This is a genomic window from Lolliginicoccus lacisalsi, from assembly GCF_014841105.1.
In the GTDB taxonomy this organism is placed as follows: Bacteria; Actinomycetota; Actinomycetes; order Mycobacteriales; family Mycobacteriaceae; genus Lolliginicoccus; species Lolliginicoccus lacisalsi.
In genome coordinates this window covers 192,699-209,593 of record NZ_JACYWE010000005.1, presented here as the reverse complement: position 1 = coordinate 209,593, position 16,895 = coordinate 192,699, and the positions used below count along the sequence as shown (strand labels likewise).

Below are 16,895 nucleotides of genomic sequence, written 5' to 3'. Positions count from 1 at the left end.
CGCGGCCCCGGGATTCACGAAACCCGGCCACGCGGCACCAGTGTCTCCGACACACTAGTGCTCATGGCAATGCGCGGCATGGTGCAACGATTCCGGGGCAGCAACGACGAGATGCTCCCGCCACCCCTCGGCTACGACCCCGATGGCCTCGACGACATCATCGAGGCCCCCGAGGATGCCAGCCTGCCCAGCAAGAACCCCATCCTCGCGCTGCAACACATGGAGACCGCCCTCGCCCGCGCCGACCTCGACCACCCCGAGGTGCTGACCCGGCGCGAGTTCCGGAGGCTGCGCTACCTCATCTCCCTCGCCCGGCTGCCCGTGTTCGAGCCCGGCGCGGCAGGACCGGGGCGCCGCTGCGGGCGCGGTGACGTCGATGTCACCGAGGACACCGAGGAGCTCCGTGCCCGTGTGATCGCGGCCCTGCACGACCCCTTGCGCGCCGAGCCGGACACGATGAAGCGACTCATAGCCGCCAAGCAGCTGCTGCCCGACCTCGCGCCCCACGTCGATCGCGTCCGCGCGGCCCTCATCGAGCGGCATGAGCAGCGATTCAGCGCCGACGAGCTCGACGCCGAGATCGGCTACAAGGCGCTGGTCTGCATCATGGGCGGCGGCGGTGGCGCGGGCTATGTCTACCTCGGGGGGATGAAGCAGCTCGTCGAGAACGACCTCGCCCCCGATTACATGATCACCACGTCCTTCGGCTCCATCGTCGGCAGCGTCGTCGCCCGATCGCTGCCCATCCCCGTCGACGACTACGTCGACTGGGCGAAGACCGTCACTTACCGGGGCATCCTCGGCCCCGCGCAGCTCCGCCGCCGCCACGGCCTGACCGGGTTGTTCTCCCTCAACTTCGATCGCTTCGCCGACGAGCTGTTCCGCCGCGAGGACGGCGAGCCCATGCGCCTGCGCGACCTCGACGTACCGTTCGAGACCGTCGTCGCGGGCGTGCGCAGGCAGTCCTTCGATCGCCTGCCCGCGCGATTTCGCCGCACCGAGCTCGACGCGCTGCGAACCCGCACCCTGCCGCGCTTCCGGCTCGGAATCCGCAACACCGTCGCCGGGCGCATGTGGCAGGCCGCCGCGTTCATCGACTCCCGCGTCGTCAAGCCGATCGTGCTGGGCGCCGACGAGCTCACCGCCGACCTCAACGTCGCCGATGCCGCGAGCTTCTCCTCCGCGATCCCTGGTGTCCTCCACCACGAGACCTCCGACCCGCGGATGGTGCCCCTGCTCGACGAGCTGCTCGCCACCAAGGACGTCGGCGCGCTGATCGATGGCGTCGCCGCGAGCAACGTGCCCATCGAGCTGGCCTGGAAGCGCGTCCGCGACGGCAAGATCGGCACTCGCAACGCGTTCTTCTACGGCTGGGATTGCTTCCACCCCCAATGGAACCCCAAGCATCTCTGGCTGGCCCCGATCACCCAGTCCATCCAGGTGCAGATGGTGCGCAACGCTCCGTACGCTGATTGCCTCGTGCGGTTCCGGCCCACGTTGTCCGCGCTGACCCTCGCGGCCTCCTCGAGCGCGATCGACCGCTCGATCGGATGGGGCTCCGCCGCGATCGTTGCCACCCTGCCGCTCGCCAAGCACATGACTGCCCCCGTGTGGTGGACCGGCGACGGGCCGCCCGAGCTGAACCGCACTCCCATCACCATCAGCGGAGACCCGCCCGCGCCCGCCCGGCCGATGAGCGTGGTCCTCGAGCGCACCCGGTCGGTGGTGGCATCGTTGTCCGAGCGGGCCCGCCGGAACCGCACCGACATGCTCGCGCCGCCGCCGCGATCCTGAGCCCCATTGTGGCCAAGGCCACCCGGCCCCGACCTGCCCGGAGAAGTACAGTCGATCGGGTAGGAGAGGCAGGAAATGGACTGGTCAGGCATTGCGACGCTGCTCGGCGTCTTCATCGGCGGCGCGGCACCGTGGCTCGAGGCGATCGTCGTCATCCCCGCCGGGATCGTCGCGGGGATGAACCCGGTGCTCGCGTTCCTCGCGGGCACGAGCGGCAACCTCATCACTGTGGCGATCGCCGCCTGGTTCGGGGAGCGGCTTCGAGCCTGGTGGCGCGCGCGCCGCGACCGCAAGGCCGCTGACCGGGTGGTCGCCGCCGGGGCGGGCGGCAGCGCGACCGTTGCGACCACGCAGGACGAGCACGAGGCCGCGAAGCGCGGCAAGAGGGCCGCCCGCATCGAGGCCATCGCCACGCGCTGGGGCATGCCCGCCCTCGCGGTCCTCGGGCCGCTCGGCCTCGGCACCCAGGCCTCCGCGATCGTTGCTGTCGGCCTCGGAGTGAGCGCGCGCACTGCCTTCGCATGGATCGGAGGCGCCACGATCGCCTGGGGCTTGATCGCTGCGATCCTCGCGACCCAGGGCATGGCGATGCTGGGCTAGCTGTTGCGGGCGCCTGGCTGGTTTGCTCGTGGCGCCGGGAGTGGCCACCTTTGCGACGCAGCAGCCACCGAAAGTACCCAGCAGCCACCGATATTTCGGTGGTCGATCCGCGGATGGGTGGCCGCCGCGAGCTATGGGTGGCGCGTGTTCTACAGACCCGCCCGCCACCAGCCACGCCGACCAAGGTGCCAACCAGCCGTGCCCGGTATCGCGCCAACCATCCGCGCCCTGTCCGCCCCGGCTGTCGGCGGGGCGCGAAAACCAGTAGCGCGAGGGCTGTGAAGAGTGACACACTCAAGCCAACGGCGGACCAATGCGCCGCCACGAGAGAGAAGGTCGCCATGGCAGATCACAGCAGCAAGATCAGCGAGGAGCAGCGCAAGCATTTCGCCGAGGCGCTCGCGCACAAGCAGGCCAGCAACAAGGACCCGCACCGGGGCACCCCGAAATCCAGTGGCAAGGCGCACGGCCCGCACGCCGCCGAGGGCGGTCGCTCCATGTTCCGCCGCAAGAGCGGATAGCCACCCCTCCACCAGACAGCGAAGCGGCGTGGACCCTAGTGGGTCCACGCCGCTTTCTCGTTCGCGCGATGCTCAGGGAAGCAGGGTGCCCAGCATCCCGGGGTCGAGGTCGGTGATGAGGGGCAGGATCGTCTCGAGCAGCTGCGGCCCGGCGACAGCACCGGCGATGCCGAGGGCGAGGCCTCCGAGGCCGAGGGCGGTTCCGCCAAGACTGCCAGCGAGGATCTGGGCGATGAATTCGGGCATGTGCACTCCCTGGGAGTTCGGGTTCGGGCAGGCTGCCGCGTTCGCGGCGAGTGAGGCAATTGAAACACACAGGGCGTGGTGGCGCGCACTTGAGATCGCTAGTGTGGGGCCCAGCACTACATGGCTACGGATGGGCCCGGACCGATCGTCGGCCCGGACTACCGAAGGGAGAGCACGGTGGACCGCAGGCAAGCGATCAAGGCGGGATGCGTGGCATGCGCGGGCACCGTCGTGGCGGCATGCGGGGGAGGCGGGACCTCCCCGACCACCTCCGGTGACGATCAAGTTCCCGCGACTTCCGGGCCCGGCTCTCCCGATGGCCAGTCCGCGTCCGGCGCGCTGGCCGATACCGCGGACGTGCCGGTGGGTAGCGCGGTCATCCTCACCGAGGTCCAGCTCGTGGTGACGCAGCCCACGGCGGGGGAGTTCTACGCCTACTCGGCGGTGTGCCCGCACCAGGGCTGCGTCGTGCGGGAGGTGCGGGAGCAGACGATCGTGTGCCCGTGCCACGGCAGCGAGTTCCAGCTCGACGGCGCGGTGCAGCGCGGGCCGGCCCTGCGCGGGCTCGAGCCGCGGGCGATCCGCGTCGAGGGAACCTCGATCGTCCCGGCCTGAGGGGCGTCCCGCAGCGGCTAGCTCGTCGCGCGAATGAACTCGTCCATGCGGCGCGCGAGCTCGGGACCGTGGTCCTCCTGCAGGAAGTGGCCCGCGTTCAGCCGATCGTGTGGCTGGCCCTGCGCGCCGGGAACGTGCGCTTGGAGGGCCTTGTCCGCGTGCCCGAGGATGGGGTCCTTGGACCCGAACAGGGTGAGGAACGGCTTGCGCCACTCGCCGAGCTCGGCCCAGGCCGCCCTGTTCGCCGGGATCGCCACGTCGTGCTCGGTTATCGGCACGAGCCGGGGGAAGGCCCGCGCACCGGCCTTGTGACGGCTTGTGGGAAATGGCGCGTCGTAGGCGGCGCGCTCCGCCGCGGTCAGCTTGGTGACCGTCCCGATGTCGACAATGCGACCGATCGGGAAGACCGGTGACCATCGCGCGAACGCGCGCCACGCGCGGAAGGCGGCAGGCGGCGGGCGGTGCGCGGTCGGCAGGAATCCGTTGCCCACGACGATCCGAGCGAATCGGTCTGGCTGCTCAGCGGCGATCCGCAACCCGATCAGTGAACCCCAGTCCTGGCAGAACACCGTGATATCGCGGAGATCAAGGGCCGCGATCCAGTTGGTCACCCACTCGACATGCTGGGCGTAGCTGTAGTCGTTGATTGACTCAGGCTTGTCGGAACGCCCGAATCCGACCAGGTCAGGCACTACGACCCGGTGTCCCGAGGCCACCAGGGGCGGGATCATCTTCCGGTACAGGTAGCCCCACGTGGGCTCCCCGTGCAGCAGCAGTACAGGTGACGCGGTGCGCGGCCCCTCGTCGACGTAGGCCATCCGCACATCCCCAAGGTCCACGTACTGGGGGGTGTGCGGGAAACCGGGCAGATTCGCGAACCTGTCCTCCGGAGTTCTCAGGATGCGCATCGGGCTCCTCGGCGGACGCGTGCCACAGCACTGGAATGGCAGGGGGCAAGCCTGCTCGTGGATGCCGTGCCACTAGCCAGGCTCCTATCCAGGCTAGTACGAGGTGTGCTGGCTGGGTCGCGCAATGACGAGACGATCATCGCGCCGCGGCCACGATCGGATCCCGCGAGCATCACAGGCCGCGCTTCCCGCCGTGCGGCCCCAGGAGCGATCGAATAGGGTATCGGGAGCCCACCGTCCTCACGAAGGAGCTCTCCATGGATGCACTGCCCCCCGAGTTCGCGATGCTCGACATGATGGGCATGATCCTGCCGATCTGGCTGGAACAGTTCTCCCAGCAGCAGATCGACCTGATCAACAGCCTGCTCGTGCCCTACGGCGCCGAGGCGATGCCGGATGCCGACTTCGGTCTCGACTACGACCTCGAGTCGCTCCCGAGCGCCAGCATCATCTAGCAGCTCCCGCTTCGTCGTTCCTGTTCCGCCCCGGCGCGACGAATCGCTCGACTGGCCGGGCAGGCAGCGAGGTGCAGCAGGATCCTGCTCCGCGCTCCCTGCCCGTTGCCGCTTCCGCACGACGACCCTTGAGAGGGGACCGGGTTGAATGATGTGACCATCCGCGATGAGGTGATCCGGCTCGGGCAGTTCCTCAAGCTCGCCAGCCTCATCGACTCGGGCGCGGACGCGAAGACCGTGATCGCCGACGGCCTCGTGCACGTCAATGGCGAGGTCGAGACCCGGCGGGGCCGCCAGCTCCGCGACGGCGACGTCGTTTCCTTCCAGGGGGCCGAGGCGCGCGTGCTCGTGAGGAAGCCCTGAGGAGCGCGCGGGCCCGCGCCGGAACACGCTGAGAATCAAGCACATCCGAGCGCTGCCAGCGATACTGGATCGATGGTGCCCACATCCAGCGAACTCGTGAACACCCCCGCAGCGCCGCGCATCGACGAGGACGAGGAGCTCCTGCGCGAGGATATCCGTCTCCTTGGCGGACTCCTCGGTGACATCGTCCGGGAGCAGGCCGGGGACCGGGTCTTCGACCTCGTCGAGAAGGCCCGTACTGAATCCTTCCGGCTGCGCCGCTCCGAGATCGATCGCAGCGAGCTCGAGGCACTGTTCGACGGCATCGACACCGCCGACGCGATCCCGGTGATCCGGGCCTTCAGCCACTTCTCGCTGCTCGCGAACCTCGCCGAGGACCTCCACCGCGAACGTCGGCGCGCAACCCATCGCCGGGAGGGCGCCGAGCCGCAGGACAGCACCCTCGCCGCGACCTATCGCAAGCTCGAGAACGCCAACCTCGATGCCGCCACCGTGGCCGAGCGGCTCGACGGCGCGCTCGTGTCGCCGGTCATCACCGCGCACCCCACCGAGACGCGCCGCCGCACCGTGTTCGAGGCGATCAAGCGCATCACTGGCCTCATGCGGGAGCGCCACCGCCCCGATGTCGACGACGCCGACCTTGACCGCATCGATCTCGCTCTGCGCCGGCAGGTGCTCACGCTGTGGCAGACCGCCGTGATCAGGCTGACCCGCCCGCGCCTCGAGACCGAGATCGACGTGGGCCTGCGCTATTACGACATGTCGCTGTTCGAGGTGATCCCCGCGCTCAATGCCGAGATCCGCCGCGAGCTGCGTACCCGCTGGCCCAACAGCGAGCTGCTCGCCGAACCGATCCTGCGCACGGGCTCCTGGATCGGCGGTGACCGCGACGGCAATCCCTACGTCACCGCCGGGGTGGTGCGCACCGCCACGCGCCGCGCCGCCTACACCGCGATCGGCTACTACCTCGCCGAGCTCGGGCAGCTCAAGCAGGAACTATCCATGTCCGATCGCCTCGTCACCGTCAGCGATGCCGTCGACGCGCTCGCCGATGCCTCCGGCGACGAGTCCCCGTTCCGGTCCGACGAGCCCTACCGCCGCGCGATCAACGGCATCATGGGCAGGCTCACTGCCACCGCCGCGCGTGTGCTCGACGAGATCCCGCCGGCGGCCCGCGATGCCGGGCTCGATCCGTATATCCGGCCCGCCGAGCTGCTGGCCGACCTTGTCGCGATCAGTGATTCCCTGCGCGGCCACAGCGATGGAATCCTTGCCGACGATCGCCTCGCCACGCTCATCGAAGCCGTCCACGCCTTCGGCTTCCACCTCTCTGGCCTCGACATGCGGCAGAACTCCGCCACCCACGAGAAGGTCGTCGCCGAACTGCTCGCCTGGGCAGGCGTGCAGGAGGACTACGCGAGCCTCGACGAGGATGCGCGGGTGAAGGTTCTCACGAGCGAGCTCGGCACCCGGCGGCCCCTGCTGCGCCCCGACGCCACCCTCAGCGACCTCGCGAGCGGCGAGCTCGGCATCATCCGCGCCGCCGCGCAGGCGATAGAGGACCTCGGCGCTGATGCGGTGCCGCACTACATCGTCAGCATGTGCTCCTCGGTCAGTGACATGCTCGAGGCCGCTGTTCTGCTCAAGGAAGCAGGCATCCTCGACCCCGGCAACCAAGACACCGCGCCCTCTAGCCCCGTGCGGGTCGTGCCGCTCTTCGAGACCATCGACGACCTGCGCCACGGGGCCGAAACCCTCCGCGCCACCCTCGACGTCCCTGCTTATCGTGAGCTCGTCCGCGCCCAGGGCAACCGGCATGAGGTCATGCTCGGCTACTCCGACTCCAACAAGGATGGCGGCTACCTCACCGCGAACTGGGCGCTCTACCGCGCCGAGCTCGACCTCGTCGCCGCGGCGCAGGAGGCCGGCATCCGGCTACGCCTCTTCCATGGGCGCGGCGGCACCGTCGGTCGCGGCGGGGGTCCCAGCTACGAGGCCATCCTCGCCCAGCCCCCGGGCGCGGTCAACGGCTCGCTGCGCCTCACCGAGCAGGGCGAGGTCATCTCCGCGAAGTACGCCGAGCCCGGCATGGCCCGCCGCAACCTCGAGAGCCTGCTCGCCGCCACCGTTGAATCCACCCTCCTCGACGTCGAGGGCCTCGGTGACAACGCCGAGCGCGCGTACGCCATCCTCGACGAGATCGCCGACAGCTCCCGCGACGCCTACACCGACCTCGTGCAACGCACCCCCGGCTTCCTCGAGTACTTTCGCACCTCCACCCCGCTTGCCGAGATCGGCTCCCTCAACATCGGCAGCCGTCCGTCGAGCCGCAAGCAGACCAGCTCGCTCGCCGACCTCCGCGCGATCCCGTGGGTGCTGTCGTGGACCCAGTCGCGCGTCATGCTCCCGGGCTGGTACGGCACCGGCACCGCCCTCAGCGACTGGATCGGTGACAACGACGAGCGCCTCGCCGAGCTCACCGACCTCTACCACCGCTGGCCGTTCTTCCACTCCGTGCTCTCCAACATGGCCATGGTCCTCGCCAAGTCCGACATCGGCCTCGCCGCCCGCTACGCCAGCCTCGTCGCCGACACCGCCGTGCGCGACCTCGTCTACGGCAAGCTCCGCGACGAGCACGCCCGCACCATCGCGATGTACAAGGCCATTACCGGCTACGACGACCTCGCCGGCGACAACCCCTCCCTCCAGCGCTCCGTCCACAACCGGTTTCCCTACCTCGAGCCCCTCAACCACTTGCAGGTGGAGCTGCTGCGCCGCTACCGGTCCGGCGATGACAGCCCTCTGGTCCGCCGCGCTATCCACATGACGATGAATGGCCTCGCTACTGCGTTGCGCAACACCGGGTAGGGGAGGCATGGCGTCGGGGCTGAGAATGACAGTTCGGGTGCCGCGGGATGGCCGTGGATTGCCAACTTGAATGGTCCTCTCGCGATTTCGGTCCGGTTCTGGACGTTGCCTTTCGAGCATCTGGCGCAAAACGGGCGCGATGAGATTAATTCGCTCGACTGAGCTCGGTCGATGGGCCTACTGTTCGGCAGGTTCGGCCGCTAGGCCTGGAGCAGAGGCGAAAGGAATCGCATGAGTCCCCGTTGGCACTGGAGCGAACTGCTCGTGCAGTACCCGCTCTGCCAGATCGTCACCGTCGGCCTGGGATCCGGCCGGGTCGCGACCTCGCGGGTGCCGCTCTACTACACGCACCGCGACGGAACCGACTTCGTGGCCGGGCACATCGCGCGCGTGAATCCGCATTGGAAGCTCTGGGCCGAGCCGTCAGTCACTGTGTGCTTGATCGACGGCGCGCACGCTTATGTGAGTCCCGAGAGCTATGCGGTCCCGTCGGCCGTGCCCACCTGGAACTACTGCACAGCGACATTGCACGGTGAGCCGCAGGTCATGGACGCCACGGAAGCCGTCGACAGCCTCCTGTCGTCGCTAGCGGTCTTCGATCCAAAGCTGCGCTCGACGATCGGGCCCACCGAGCGTGCGTTCTACGAGCGGGCACGCCGGGCGATCGTGCCCTTCCAGATCGCGATCACCCGTGCCGAGCTGAAGGAGAAAGTCAGCGCGGCACGTTCCATGGCCGACCAGGATGGCATTCGCGCTGACCTCGCTCGACGGGGCGGTGCCGACGATTACCTCGCGATGCTCGACTGGTTGGCCGGGCTCCCCGCGGCAGAACAGTCTGCTCCGCAGGAGTGAAACAGGGTGGGGTGACGTGCTGTCACCAGAGATCCGCGCGCTGTTCAAGGATGTCGATGCAGCGTTCGCCCTGACCGGGCGCGATTTCCGGCAGTGGCCGGACCCCTACGCGGCGGGGCCGGGGCCGTGAAGCTGATAGTGGTCGTGCATCGGCCGATCGAAGGAGGCGACGAGCCGTTCGCTGTCACGATCGCCGCGGGCGACCCGGCTGTCCCACTGACCCTGGCTCCTGATTGTGCGTGCGACGGATGCGATGGCGGTTCCTACAGGCTGCTCAAGGATGCTGGACGGCATCCGATGGTCAGCCCAAGGATCCGCGGAGCGAATCCTCTCGAGGTCGTGCGGGGGATCTACCGGGGGCCTCTGCGCATACCCGACCTCCCACTGGGGAATAGGTCTACAGATCCCACTAGGCCGGTCCTTCGGCGCTCGAACGGGTCGGGGTGGCTTTGCCTTGGCGCCGGGTCGGCCACCGCACGGCATTGGGCCACGTCACTGCCGAGGGGTCTTCGTCAGCAACGCCACATCGAAAGCGCGGGCTATCAGCCCAGGTCATGCGTAGCGTGGAGGGCAACTATCGGGGGATCTGGGAAGTGCCCGCGGCGTGGCGACCCGCGGCGGCGAAGGGAAGCGCAGTGGTTGTGGCACATCAGGGCACCGGGGGCATCGGGCGCGGACGCATGTCGCTGGGCGTGGGCGTCTCGCGGGGCGCTGGCGCGCCCGTGCCCACGGGCCCGCGGACGCGCGCGGTGCCGGTCGTCGTGTGGGTGGTGCTGGTGCTGGCGGCGGTGCACTGGCTAGCAGGCTGGCTGCCCACGCTATTGATCGCGGTGGTCCTTGGCGCCACGATGCTGGTGCGCGTCAGCGGAGCAGACCTGGCGCGGCAGCGCTTGCAGGCCAGGCGCGCGCGCAGGGCGCTGGTCGCTGCGGGGAAGCGGCGCGAAGAGGATCCGTCGCGGGCGCGTCAGGCATAGCTCGGGCTAGCCGGACGGTGCGCGGTATAGAGCCATCCGAGCTCCGCCCCGGGCCGCTCGTCGTAGCCGAGGTCGCGGCCATGCTGGAGGCCCAGCGTCCGCACCGTCGTGACCGAGTCACTGGCCCATCCCCGTCCCGCCAGCCAGCTCGTGGGATCGTCGATGACGGACTGGAACCCGAATCCTGCGTCGGCGACACGCTTTGCGACGACTTGATGCTGCCCCGGCTGCAGCGTTCCTTTTCCGCGATGATCCCCGGCCAGCCGGCTCGTGGGTGCCGATGCATCGGTGATCGCGCTGACAAGCCGATCGGATTCGTCCTCCGCAAGGTAGTAGAGGATGCCCTCGCAAATCCACAATGCCGGTGTGGCGGCATCAAAGCCAGCATCGTGCAGCGCGGCTGCCCAGTCCTGCTTGAGGTCCGCCACCACGGGCCGCCAGCGCTTCGCCCGGGGGTCCGCGGCGAGGACGGTTCGCTTCAGCTCCTGCACCGGCTCCAGGTCGATATCGAACACGGTGGTGCCCGGGGGCAGTTCCATCCGGAACGCTCGCGTGTCCAGTCCGCCAGCTACGATCACGATCTGGCGGATCCCCGACGCCACCGCGTCCTCGACGGCCTGATCGATGTAGCGCGTGCGCACGGCGATGCCGTCGATCACGCGGCGCATGTTCTCCTCGGGCAGCCCGATCAAGTGCGTTCCCAGGCCCGTGGCCTCGACCAGGGGCCACGCGAACTCATCGCTGATCAGCGCATCAGCACGGCTTGACTCCATATGGCGGAAGTAGGCCACCGCTACCGCCGTAGCGCTGATGTGATCCTCCGATAGCCGGTCAGCCATGGGACTCCAATCGCCTGCAAGCCCCGCGTTCTCGTTCGCGGACGCCATCACCGTTTGCGGGATTCCCGCGCGCGGGCGGGTTCAAACCATCAGGCGCATGACGGGGGAGGGGGCTAGGCCTGCCAGACCTGGATCAGGTACTTCTCCTCGGCCAGGCTGTCGAGCTGGCCCTGGTTCGTGCCGTGGCCCCGCGTGTAGAGCCGGACGTTGTACTCGCCCGGGCCCTGGAGGCTGAGGGGCAGCTCAAGGCCGGGGAGGCCGTCGCTCCCACCTGCCTCGAGGCGAATGTCGGTGGCGGCGGAGATGATCGCATGAATCGCTTCGTCCCAGGATCCTGGATCCTCGGGGCGGGGTTCCTCGGTGTAGGAATGCGCTTCCACATCGTGCGGCCCGTACGGCGTCCCGGTCTGGACGAGGATTGCTGATTCGCTGGCATAGACGCGCGGGACGTCGGTGATGCGTGTGGGCGCGGACGCGGGCTTGCCTGGATCCACGATCGAGATGGAGCCGTAGCCACGCAGTGTCGCGCTCTGGACTCGTTGCGGCTGCGGGTCGCCTGCGGCGCTTGGGGCACCCATCGCGCTGGGGGAGGCGGGCTCGGATGTCATGGGTCCGGCGCAACCAAGCGTGGCGCTCGCGAGCACGACCGCGGCGATGCCCCTCGCGGCAGGGGAAGGCGCGATCATGCGCGGAAATGGCATCGGCGGGCTCCCAGCGGTCGCTGTCCATTGCTGGCCTGACACTCAAACCCTACCGTTACGTTAGGGTAGGGTCCATCATTGTTCACCAGGAAGGGGCAGTCACCGAAGTGACCGGCCACGACCCCGAGCCCCATGTCCAGATCGGTCGCGCAGCGGATCTGACGGGACTGTCGATACGAACGCTGCGCCACTACGAGGAAGTCGGGCTTGTCATCCCGTCGGCCCGCAGCGATGGCGGATTTCGGCTTTCCTCGCCCGAGGACATCGAGCGGCTACTCGTCGTCCGGCGCATGAAGCCCCTCGGTTTCACGCTCGACCAGATGAGCCAGTTGCTCGCGGCCCTCGATTCCCTGCGCCAGCACGACGCCGGTGCCCGTGCGAGGGAGACTGCCGTCCACGTGCTCGCGGAGTTCAAGACCAGCGCCCACGACGCGGTCGAGCGCCTGAAGGTGCAGCTGGAATACGCGGAGGAACTCTCCGGATTGCTCGACGCGCAGATCGCAAGGGCAACGCAGGCCAATGCGCGCTCGGAACGCCATGCTTGAGGATGCCGCGACAAGCAAAGCGCGCAAGCACCGGCGGCTCTCAGCGCTCTCCGGGGCGTTGCTGACCGCATCCAAACGCATCTCGTCGATCGAGCCAGAGATCCGTGGCCTGCGCTGCTTGGTTGAGCGTGGCGACACCTGCATCGATGTCGGAGCGGAGTACGGGCTCTACACATGGACGCTATCGAGCCTCGTGGGCGACCGGGGTCATGTGCACAGCGTGGAGCCGCAACGCGCACTCGCCAGCACGCTCGAATGGACCTCCCGCATGCTGGGCTGCGCGAACGTCGTCGTCCACAACGCGGCGCTGCATTCCCACCATGGCCAGGGCACTCTCAGCGTTCCGGTGCGCCGGGGATTCGCCGTGCACGGCCGCGCCTACCTCGACCAGGACGCCCTCGGCCCCGGGCCGAACCGGGAGTTCGCGCGGTCCCGGACGATCAAGGTCCCGATCACCACGATCGACGCTATTGCGGCCGCCTGCCCCGGCCAACAGATCTCCTTCATCAAGGCGGATGTCGAGGGCGCCGAGATCGGTGTCCTCAAAGGCGCCAGCCAGACCATTGCCCGCGATCACCCGGCCATCCTCCTCGAGATCGAATCGCGCCACCTCGCCAAGTACGGCGCCACTTCGGCCGATCTTCTCTCGATGATGAGTGCCCTCGGATACCGGCCCTACCTGTGGATCGGGGAGGGCTGGATTCCGTCGGAATCGAAAGCCGGCGACATGCCACGCAACCAGCTGTTCCTGCATGAGTCGAACAGGAGACCCCTGGGACCGACGTGAGCACGCCGCGCGCTTCCTTGCGCGGCCCACCGGGTACGAGACATTCAGCGAGCAAGTCGTCAGCCTCCTCGAGGGCGTCGACGAGGCAGTGGCACGCCGCATCGGCTACAAGGCAACGCCGGAATTCGTCACCATGCTCGACGGCTGGATAGCCGACGGCGCCGAGCACGACTTCGTCCCGGCCGGGATCGAGCAGAAGCTCAAGCGGCTCTCCGACGAGTGGGTCGCCGACATGTACGCCGAATCGAGCACCCTGCTCGGGTTCGCGCGCCTCGACCGTGTCGCGAGCACCGCGGTGCAGCTGCTCAAGAACGAGGTGAACGACTCGCCATCTACAAGGCGTTCTACAAGGACCCGGGTTCTACAAGGACCCGGCCCACGCCGACCGCGCACGAAGCATGTTCAAGCCGCTCGGCCGCAAGCGCATCGAGCATTCCGACGAGTACGCCGTGCTGAGCATCTCCCGCAACGCCAAGCTCATCCCCACCGAGCGGCACGGCCAGCCGCCCCGGATCATCGAATGCGACGATGCGCTCGACGAGGCCAACTATGCCAACGACATAGACCGGGGAATGCTCTACCTCGCCTGCACCAGGGCCATGCACGAGCTCTATCTCACCCACGTGGGGCCGCGATCCGGCTTGCTCTCGTTCGCGGGGGAGCCGAGCCGTTCGGTGCTTGCCCCCGCGGGGTGATTCGGATGCCTGCGTCCGCGCCACGCAGCGCAAACGCGATAGAAGCGGCTAAACGCGATAGAACCAGCCTGGCTTTCCGCGCGGTTCCTATCGCGTTTGCGGCGGGTGTGGCTATTGTCCCCGCCTAGGAAACGCGCGCTCGGAGGATGGCGAGCACATCGTCGGGCCGATCCGGGGTGATGACGGGCCGGATGAGCGCACCGATATCGAGGATGATCGCAGTGTGCTTGTTGCGCCGCCGGACATCGAGAGGCATCCAGGTGTTGGTGCTGAAGGTTCCCCAGATGCTGGCGCGGTTGAGCGACCAGTCGAGCCGGCGCGTGCCGAACCTGGTGACGCTGGAGTAGGGGATGTGCTTGTCGCCCCCGGTGGGGAAGTAATAGCGGCGGATAGTGATGCCGGTCTCGTCGAGGCGAACTTGCCCATCGTCGTAGGCGCTGTCTGCGGGCATGGCTCGAGCATAGGCGCGAGCGGGCGCTACGGCATAGTGTGGACGTGGTCGAGGAGGTGCGTAGTGAAGCTTGACGAGTATCGCGAGCATGACGGCGTCGGCTTGGCCCGGCTGGTCTCGGACGGGCAGGTAACAGCCTCGGAGGTGCTGGCCTGCGCGATCGGGGGCGCGGAGAGGGTTGATCCGGTGCTCAATGCGATCGCTAGGCCTATGCTCGGCGAGGCGGCGCGCCAGGCAGCGGGCCCGCTGTCGGGGCCGTTCGCTGGGGTGCCGTTCTATATCAAGGACCTGATGCAGGACTACGCGGGCCTGCCGTCGGGATTCGGCTCACGGGCCCTGCAGCACGCGCGGGCGCCCGAGCATGATGAGGTGGTGCGCCGCTGGCTCGATGCGGGCCTGGTGATCCTCGGCAAGACCAGCACCCCGGAGTTCGGGCTCAAGGGAGTGACCGAGCCGCACGTGCACGGCCCCTGCCGGAATCCCTGGAATCCGGGCCGCACGCCCGGTGGCTCCTCGGGCGGCTCGGCGGCGCTCGTGGCAGCGGGCGTGGTCCCGGCGGCGGGCGCCAACGACGGCGGTGGATCGATCCGCATCCCGGCGTCGTTCTGCGGCTTGTTCGGCCTCAAACCGGGCCGGGGCCTGGTTCCCGACGGACCGTCACACGAGTCGTACCTCTTCGGGGCGAGCGTGAACGGGGTTGTCTCGCGCACGGTGCGGGATTCCGCGCTGATGCTCGATGTGATGGTGGATGGCCCCCGCGAGGGCCGGTTCACCGCGGCCACCCGGTCACGGCCACGCCAGATGCGCATCGGATTCTCGGCAGGATCGCCATTTGGCAGCGAGGTCTCGGCGGAGGCCGTCGCAGCAATGGAGCGGGCGGCTGCATTGTGCGAGGAACTGGGCCACACCGTCGAGGAAGCATCCCCCGCGATCGATGGACGCGCGCTGGTCGAGGACTTCAGCACCGCGTTCTCCGTCTACGCCGCTTCGCAGATCGATGAGGCGAAGCGGGCGTGGGGCGCGACGGACGGCAAGTTCGAGTTTGAAACCCGCGTGCTCGCTGCCCTCGGACGGGCTACGACCGCGCCCGAGTTCTATGCCAGCCATGATCGCTGGCACGGATACGCGCGCGGGCTCGCCGAGTTCCACGACCGCTTCGATCTCCTCCTCACCCCCACGGTCGCGAGGCCCGCGCCCCGTATCGGCGAGCTCGACACTCCGAAGGCACTCGCGGCAGCGGTGCGTCCCCTTCTGGGGCTCGGGCTGGTCGAGCGACTCGCGGCACTGGACGTGTGGCGCCAGCACGTCCGCCAGAGCATTTCGGTGGTGCCGTTCACCCAGCTCGCCAACCTGACCGGCGCTCCCGCGATGTCAGTGCCGCTGCATCACACCGCGCAGGGCCTGCCGATGGGGGCGCAGTGGGTGGCCCCGCCGGGCGGGGAAGAGTTGCTGCTCGCCCTCGCCGCCGAGCTCGAGGAAGCACAGCCGTGGGCCGGGCACTGGCCGGAGGTCTCGGTCACGACAGCAGCAGCCACGACCCCACGATGAGAGCGGCGATGCTGGTGCCACCGGCCGCGATGAGATAGCCGCGGCCGGTCGTGGCGCGCGGCAACCGTGACGTGGCGACCACACCGATGGCCCCCAGCACCACGCCCGCGAGCGGCACGATCGCCGCGAACACCAGCGCCACGAGCCCGAGGATCAGGACGAACTTCTGCGGCGCGTTGCGGGGCACCTCCCGGATGTTTGCAGCGGGCTCCCCGGCCTCCTCGTCGAGGGCAGCGCGGCCACGGATCGCCCCAGCCACCGCCCGATCGTCGGACAGGTCCACATCGGCGGCCGCGACAGCCTCGCACACGCGTTCCGCCTCCGCCATCAGCAGGCGATCACGCTCCTCGTCGTCCATGCCCGCCAGAGCGTTGCGCAGTCGGCTCATGTGGGCCTGCACCACGGGGGAGAGCAAGATCGACTCGTCGTTGGCATCGGTCATCGCGGAGCATTCCTCACGGGTTCGGCAGCTGTGGGGACCGGCGCTGCGGGATCAGGGCCCGGGATCGGCGGCACGCTAGATGCTAGCGACCCCGGGGTCGTTCGACTGTGGCTTTGGTCCCTATGCGGAAGGGACGAATGCCCCTGTCTCGCGACGGTCGAGCCGTGGCGTAATGGGCAGGTGATGATGACGAGCCACGAGATATGCCAGGGCTGCGCGCGGGGTGTCGAGCGTCTCGAGGAGTCCTATCAGGGGATGTTCCCGCGCCGCCTCATCGCTGCCGTCCTCGGTGGCTGCGTCAATGATCTCGCGGGCACCCCGGCGGAGGATGTCGCCGAGCTCAGCGAGCGCCTTGCCCACTATCGTCTCGACGATGCGCGCGTCAACCACCGGACCGAGGCGTCATGGCTGCGGCAGATCGCGCAACCGTGCCCGCTCATGCTGCGCGGGCTCGTTCCCGAGGACGAGGGCTGCTTGCTGCGGCCACGTCGCTAGCGGGCCCGGGCCTCTGCGGGCCCGGCGCCCTGGCGGGCCCGGCGCTCTGGCTGCGCGTGAGCCGTCGGCGGCGGCGTGAGCCGTCAGCGGGTGGGTGAGCCGTCAGCGGCGGCGGGGAGCCGTCAGCGCAAACGCGATAGAAGCGGCGGAAAACCCTGGTTCGCTTCTATCGCGTTTAGCTGTTTCCAGTGCTTTT

General features: G+C 68.7%; 20 protein-coding genes and 1 pseudogene. 15 read left to right on the top strand and 6 right to left on the bottom strand.

What is annotated here, in order from left to right; all coding sequences use genetic code 11:
- The first annotated feature begins 111 nt into the window (after positions 1–111).
- The 3 genes from HT102_RS10260 (at position 112) to HT102_RS10250 (ending at position 2,915) form a co-directional block, all read left to right on the top strand.
- Positions 112–1,794, top strand: a complete 1,683-nt coding sequence (locus HT102_RS10260) for a patatin-like phospholipase family protein (RefSeq protein ID WP_408611344.1) — start codon at positions 112–114, stop codon at positions 1,792–1,794.
- 75 nt (positions 1,795–1,869) lie between these two features.
- Positions 1,870–2,394, top strand: coding sequence for a small multi-drug export protein (locus tag HT102_RS10255; protein WP_192039323.1), 525 nt, complete (start codon positions 1,870–1,872; stop codon positions 2,392–2,394).
- A gap of 341 nt (positions 2,395–2,735) precedes the next feature.
- Positions 2,736–2,915 carry a DUF5302 family protein gene (locus HT102_RS10250; protein WP_192039322.1) on the top strand — a complete coding sequence of 60 codons (180 nt, stop codon included), beginning with the start codon at positions 2,736–2,738 and terminating at the stop codon, positions 2,913–2,915.
- A gap of 72 nt (positions 2,916–2,987) precedes the next feature.
- On the opposite strand, the gene HT102_RS10245 is transcribed toward HT102_RS10250, so the two are convergent.
- Entirely contained in the window at positions 2,988–3,161 is a 174-nt protein-coding gene (locus tag HT102_RS10245; protein WP_192039321.1) for a hypothetical protein, read from the bottom strand.
- 177 nt (positions 3,162–3,338) lie between these two features.
- Here HT102_RS10245 and HT102_RS10240 point away from each other — a divergent pair, with 177 nt between their 5' ends.
- Positions 3,339–3,776, top strand: a complete 438-nt coding sequence (locus HT102_RS10240) for a QcrA and Rieske domain-containing protein (protein WP_333473381.1) — start codon at positions 3,339–3,341, stop codon at positions 3,774–3,776.
- 17 nt (positions 3,777–3,793) lie between these two features.
- Here the strand turns inward: HT102_RS10240 and HT102_RS10235 are convergent, their stop codons facing one another.
- Positions 3,794–4,684 carry a haloalkane dehalogenase gene (locus HT102_RS10235; RefSeq protein WP_192039319.1) on the bottom strand — a complete coding sequence of 297 codons (891 nt, stop codon included), beginning with the start codon at positions 4,682–4,684 and terminating at the stop codon, positions 3,794–3,796.
- A 257-nt stretch (positions 4,685–4,941) separates the two neighbouring features.
- Between HT102_RS10235 and HT102_RS10230 the strand changes: the two genes are divergently transcribed.
- The 6 genes and pseudogenes from HT102_RS10230 to HT102_RS16075 all read left to right on the top strand — a co-directional run bounded on the left by HT102_RS10230 (position 4,942) and on the right by HT102_RS16075 (position 10,196).
- Complete coding sequence (locus HT102_RS10230; protein ID WP_192039318.1) at positions 4,942–5,139, top strand: hypothetical protein; 198 nt, start codon at positions 4,942–4,944, stop codon at positions 5,137–5,139.
- 144 nt (positions 5,140–5,283) lie between these two features.
- Complete coding sequence (locus HT102_RS10225; protein ID WP_192039317.1) at positions 5,284–5,502, top strand: RNA-binding S4 domain-containing protein; 219 nt, start codon at positions 5,284–5,286, stop codon at positions 5,500–5,502.
- A 72-nt stretch (positions 5,503–5,574) separates the two neighbouring features.
- Positions 5,575–8,370, top strand: a complete 2,796-nt coding sequence (gene ppc / locus HT102_RS10220; RefSeq protein WP_192039316.1) for a phosphoenolpyruvate carboxylase — start codon at positions 5,575–5,577, stop codon at positions 8,368–8,370.
- Positions 8,371–8,601: 231 nt separating this feature from the next.
- Positions 8,602–9,222, top strand: coding sequence for an FMN-binding negative transcriptional regulator (locus HT102_RS10215; protein ID WP_192039315.1), 621 nt, complete (start codon positions 8,602–8,604; stop codon positions 9,220–9,222).
- Positions 9,223–9,315: 93 nt separating this feature from the next.
- Positions 9,316–9,441 (top strand): annotated as a pseudogene (locus HT102_RS16440) (hypothetical protein); the annotation flags it as partial.
- 416 nt (positions 9,442–9,857) lie between these two features.
- A complete protein-coding gene (locus HT102_RS16075; protein WP_192039314.1) occupies positions 9,858–10,196 on the top strand; it encodes a hypothetical protein in 339 nt (112 codons plus the stop codon).
- Here HT102_RS16075 and HT102_RS10205 read toward each other — a convergent pair.
- Complete coding sequence (locus tag HT102_RS10205) at positions 10,187–11,035, bottom strand: SAM-dependent methyltransferase (RefSeq protein ID WP_192039313.1); 849 nt, start codon at positions 11,033–11,035, stop codon at positions 10,187–10,189. The two genes, HT102_RS16075 and HT102_RS10205, sit on opposite strands and share 10 nt — an antisense overlap.
- Before the next feature lie 113 nt (positions 11,036–11,148).
- Positions 11,149–11,721 carry a hypothetical protein gene (locus HT102_RS10200; RefSeq protein ID WP_192039312.1) on the bottom strand — a complete coding sequence of 191 codons (573 nt, stop codon included), beginning with the start codon at positions 11,719–11,721 and terminating at the stop codon, positions 11,149–11,151.
- 122 nt (positions 11,722–11,843) lie between these two features.
- Here HT102_RS10200 and HT102_RS10195 point away from each other — a divergent pair, with 122 nt between their 5' ends.
- The 3 genes from HT102_RS10195 (at position 11,844) to HT102_RS10185 (ending at position 13,763) form a co-directional block, all read left to right on the top strand.
- Entirely contained in the window at positions 11,844–12,281 is a 438-nt protein-coding gene (locus HT102_RS10195; RefSeq protein ID WP_333473380.1) for a MerR family transcriptional regulator, read from the top strand.
- Positions 12,274–13,068, top strand: a complete 795-nt coding sequence (locus HT102_RS10190) for an FkbM family methyltransferase (protein WP_192039310.1) — start codon at positions 12,274–12,276, stop codon at positions 13,066–13,068. Before HT102_RS10195 ends, HT102_RS10190 begins: the two co-directional genes overlap by 8 nt.
- 398 nt (positions 13,069–13,466) lie before the next feature.
- The gene (locus tag HT102_RS10185; protein WP_192039309.1) at positions 13,467–13,763 is read left to right on the top strand and encodes a hypothetical protein; all 297 of its coding nucleotides are present in this window, start codon (positions 13,467–13,469) and stop codon (positions 13,761–13,763) included.
- Between the two features lie 124 nt (positions 13,764–13,887).
- Here the strand turns inward: HT102_RS10185 and HT102_RS10180 are convergent, their stop codons facing one another.
- Entirely contained in the window at positions 13,888–14,214 is a 327-nt protein-coding gene (locus HT102_RS10180; protein WP_192039308.1) for a hypothetical protein, read from the bottom strand.
- Between the two features lie 63 nt (positions 14,215–14,277).
- Between HT102_RS10180 and HT102_RS10175 the strand changes: the two genes are divergently transcribed.
- Positions 14,278–15,762 carry an amidase gene (locus HT102_RS10175; protein ID WP_192039307.1) on the top strand — a complete coding sequence of 495 codons (1,485 nt, stop codon included), beginning with the start codon at positions 14,278–14,280 and terminating at the stop codon, positions 15,760–15,762.
- Here the strand turns inward: HT102_RS10175 and HT102_RS10170 are convergent.
- Positions 15,731–16,204: a hypothetical protein gene (locus tag HT102_RS10170; RefSeq protein WP_192039306.1), complete on the bottom strand. Its 474-nt coding sequence runs from the start codon at positions 16,202–16,204 to the stop codon at positions 15,731–15,733. The genes HT102_RS10175 and HT102_RS10170 overlap by 32 nt on opposite strands.
- Before the next feature lie 180 nt (positions 16,205–16,384).
- On the opposite strand from HT102_RS10170, the gene HT102_RS10165 reads away from it, so the two are divergent.
- Positions 16,385–16,699, top strand: coding sequence for a hypothetical protein (locus HT102_RS10165; protein WP_192039305.1), 315 nt, complete (start codon positions 16,385–16,387; stop codon positions 16,697–16,699).
- Positions 16,700–16,895: the final 196 nt, after the last annotated feature.

Coding starts and splice junctions, on each gene's coding strand:
- HT102_RS10260 (WP_408611344.1), top strand. CDS start 112: ATGCTCCCGCCACCCCTCGGCTACGACCCCGATGGCCTCGACGACATC.
- HT102_RS10255 (WP_192039323.1), top strand. CDS start 1,870: ATGGACTGGTCAGGCATTGCGACGCTGCTCGGCGTCTTCATCGGCGGC.
- HT102_RS10250 (WP_192039322.1), top strand. CDS start 2,736: ATGGCAGATCACAGCAGCAAGATCAGCGAGGAGCAGCGCAAGCATTTC.
- HT102_RS10245 (WP_192039321.1), bottom strand. CDS start 3,161: ATGCCCGAATTCATCGCCCAGATCCTCGCTGGCAGTCTTGGCGGAACC.
- HT102_RS10235 (WP_192039319.1), bottom strand. CDS start 4,684: ATGCGCATCCTGAGAACTCCGGAGGACAGGTTCGCGAATCTGCCCGGT.
- HT102_RS10230 (WP_192039318.1), top strand. CDS start 4,942: ATGGATGCACTGCCCCCCGAGTTCGCGATGCTCGACATGATGGGCATG.
- ppc (WP_192039316.1), top strand. CDS start 5,575: ATGGTGCCCACATCCAGCGAACTCGTGAACACCCCCGCAGCGCCGCGC.
- HT102_RS10215 (WP_192039315.1), top strand. CDS start 8,602: ATGAGTCCCCGTTGGCACTGGAGCGAACTGCTCGTGCAGTACCCGCTC.
- HT102_RS10205 (WP_192039313.1), bottom strand. CDS start 11,035: ATGGCTGACCGGCTATCGGAGGATCACATCAGCGCTACGGCGGTAGCG.
- HT102_RS10200 (WP_192039312.1), bottom strand. CDS start 11,721: ATGATCGCGCCTTCCCCTGCCGCGAGGGGCATCGCCGCGGTCGTGCTC.
- HT102_RS10190 (WP_192039310.1), top strand. CDS start 12,274: ATGCTTGAGGATGCCGCGACAAGCAAAGCGCGCAAGCACCGGCGGCTC.
- HT102_RS10185 (WP_192039309.1), top strand. CDS start 13,467: ATGTTCAAGCCGCTCGGCCGCAAGCGCATCGAGCATTCCGACGAGTAC.
- HT102_RS10180 (WP_192039308.1), bottom strand. CDS start 14,214: ATGCCCGCAGACAGCGCCTACGACGATGGGCAAGTTCGCCTCGACGAG.
- HT102_RS10170 (WP_192039306.1), bottom strand. CDS start 16,204: ATGACCGATGCCAACGACGAGTCGATCTTGCTCTCCCCCGTGGTGCAG.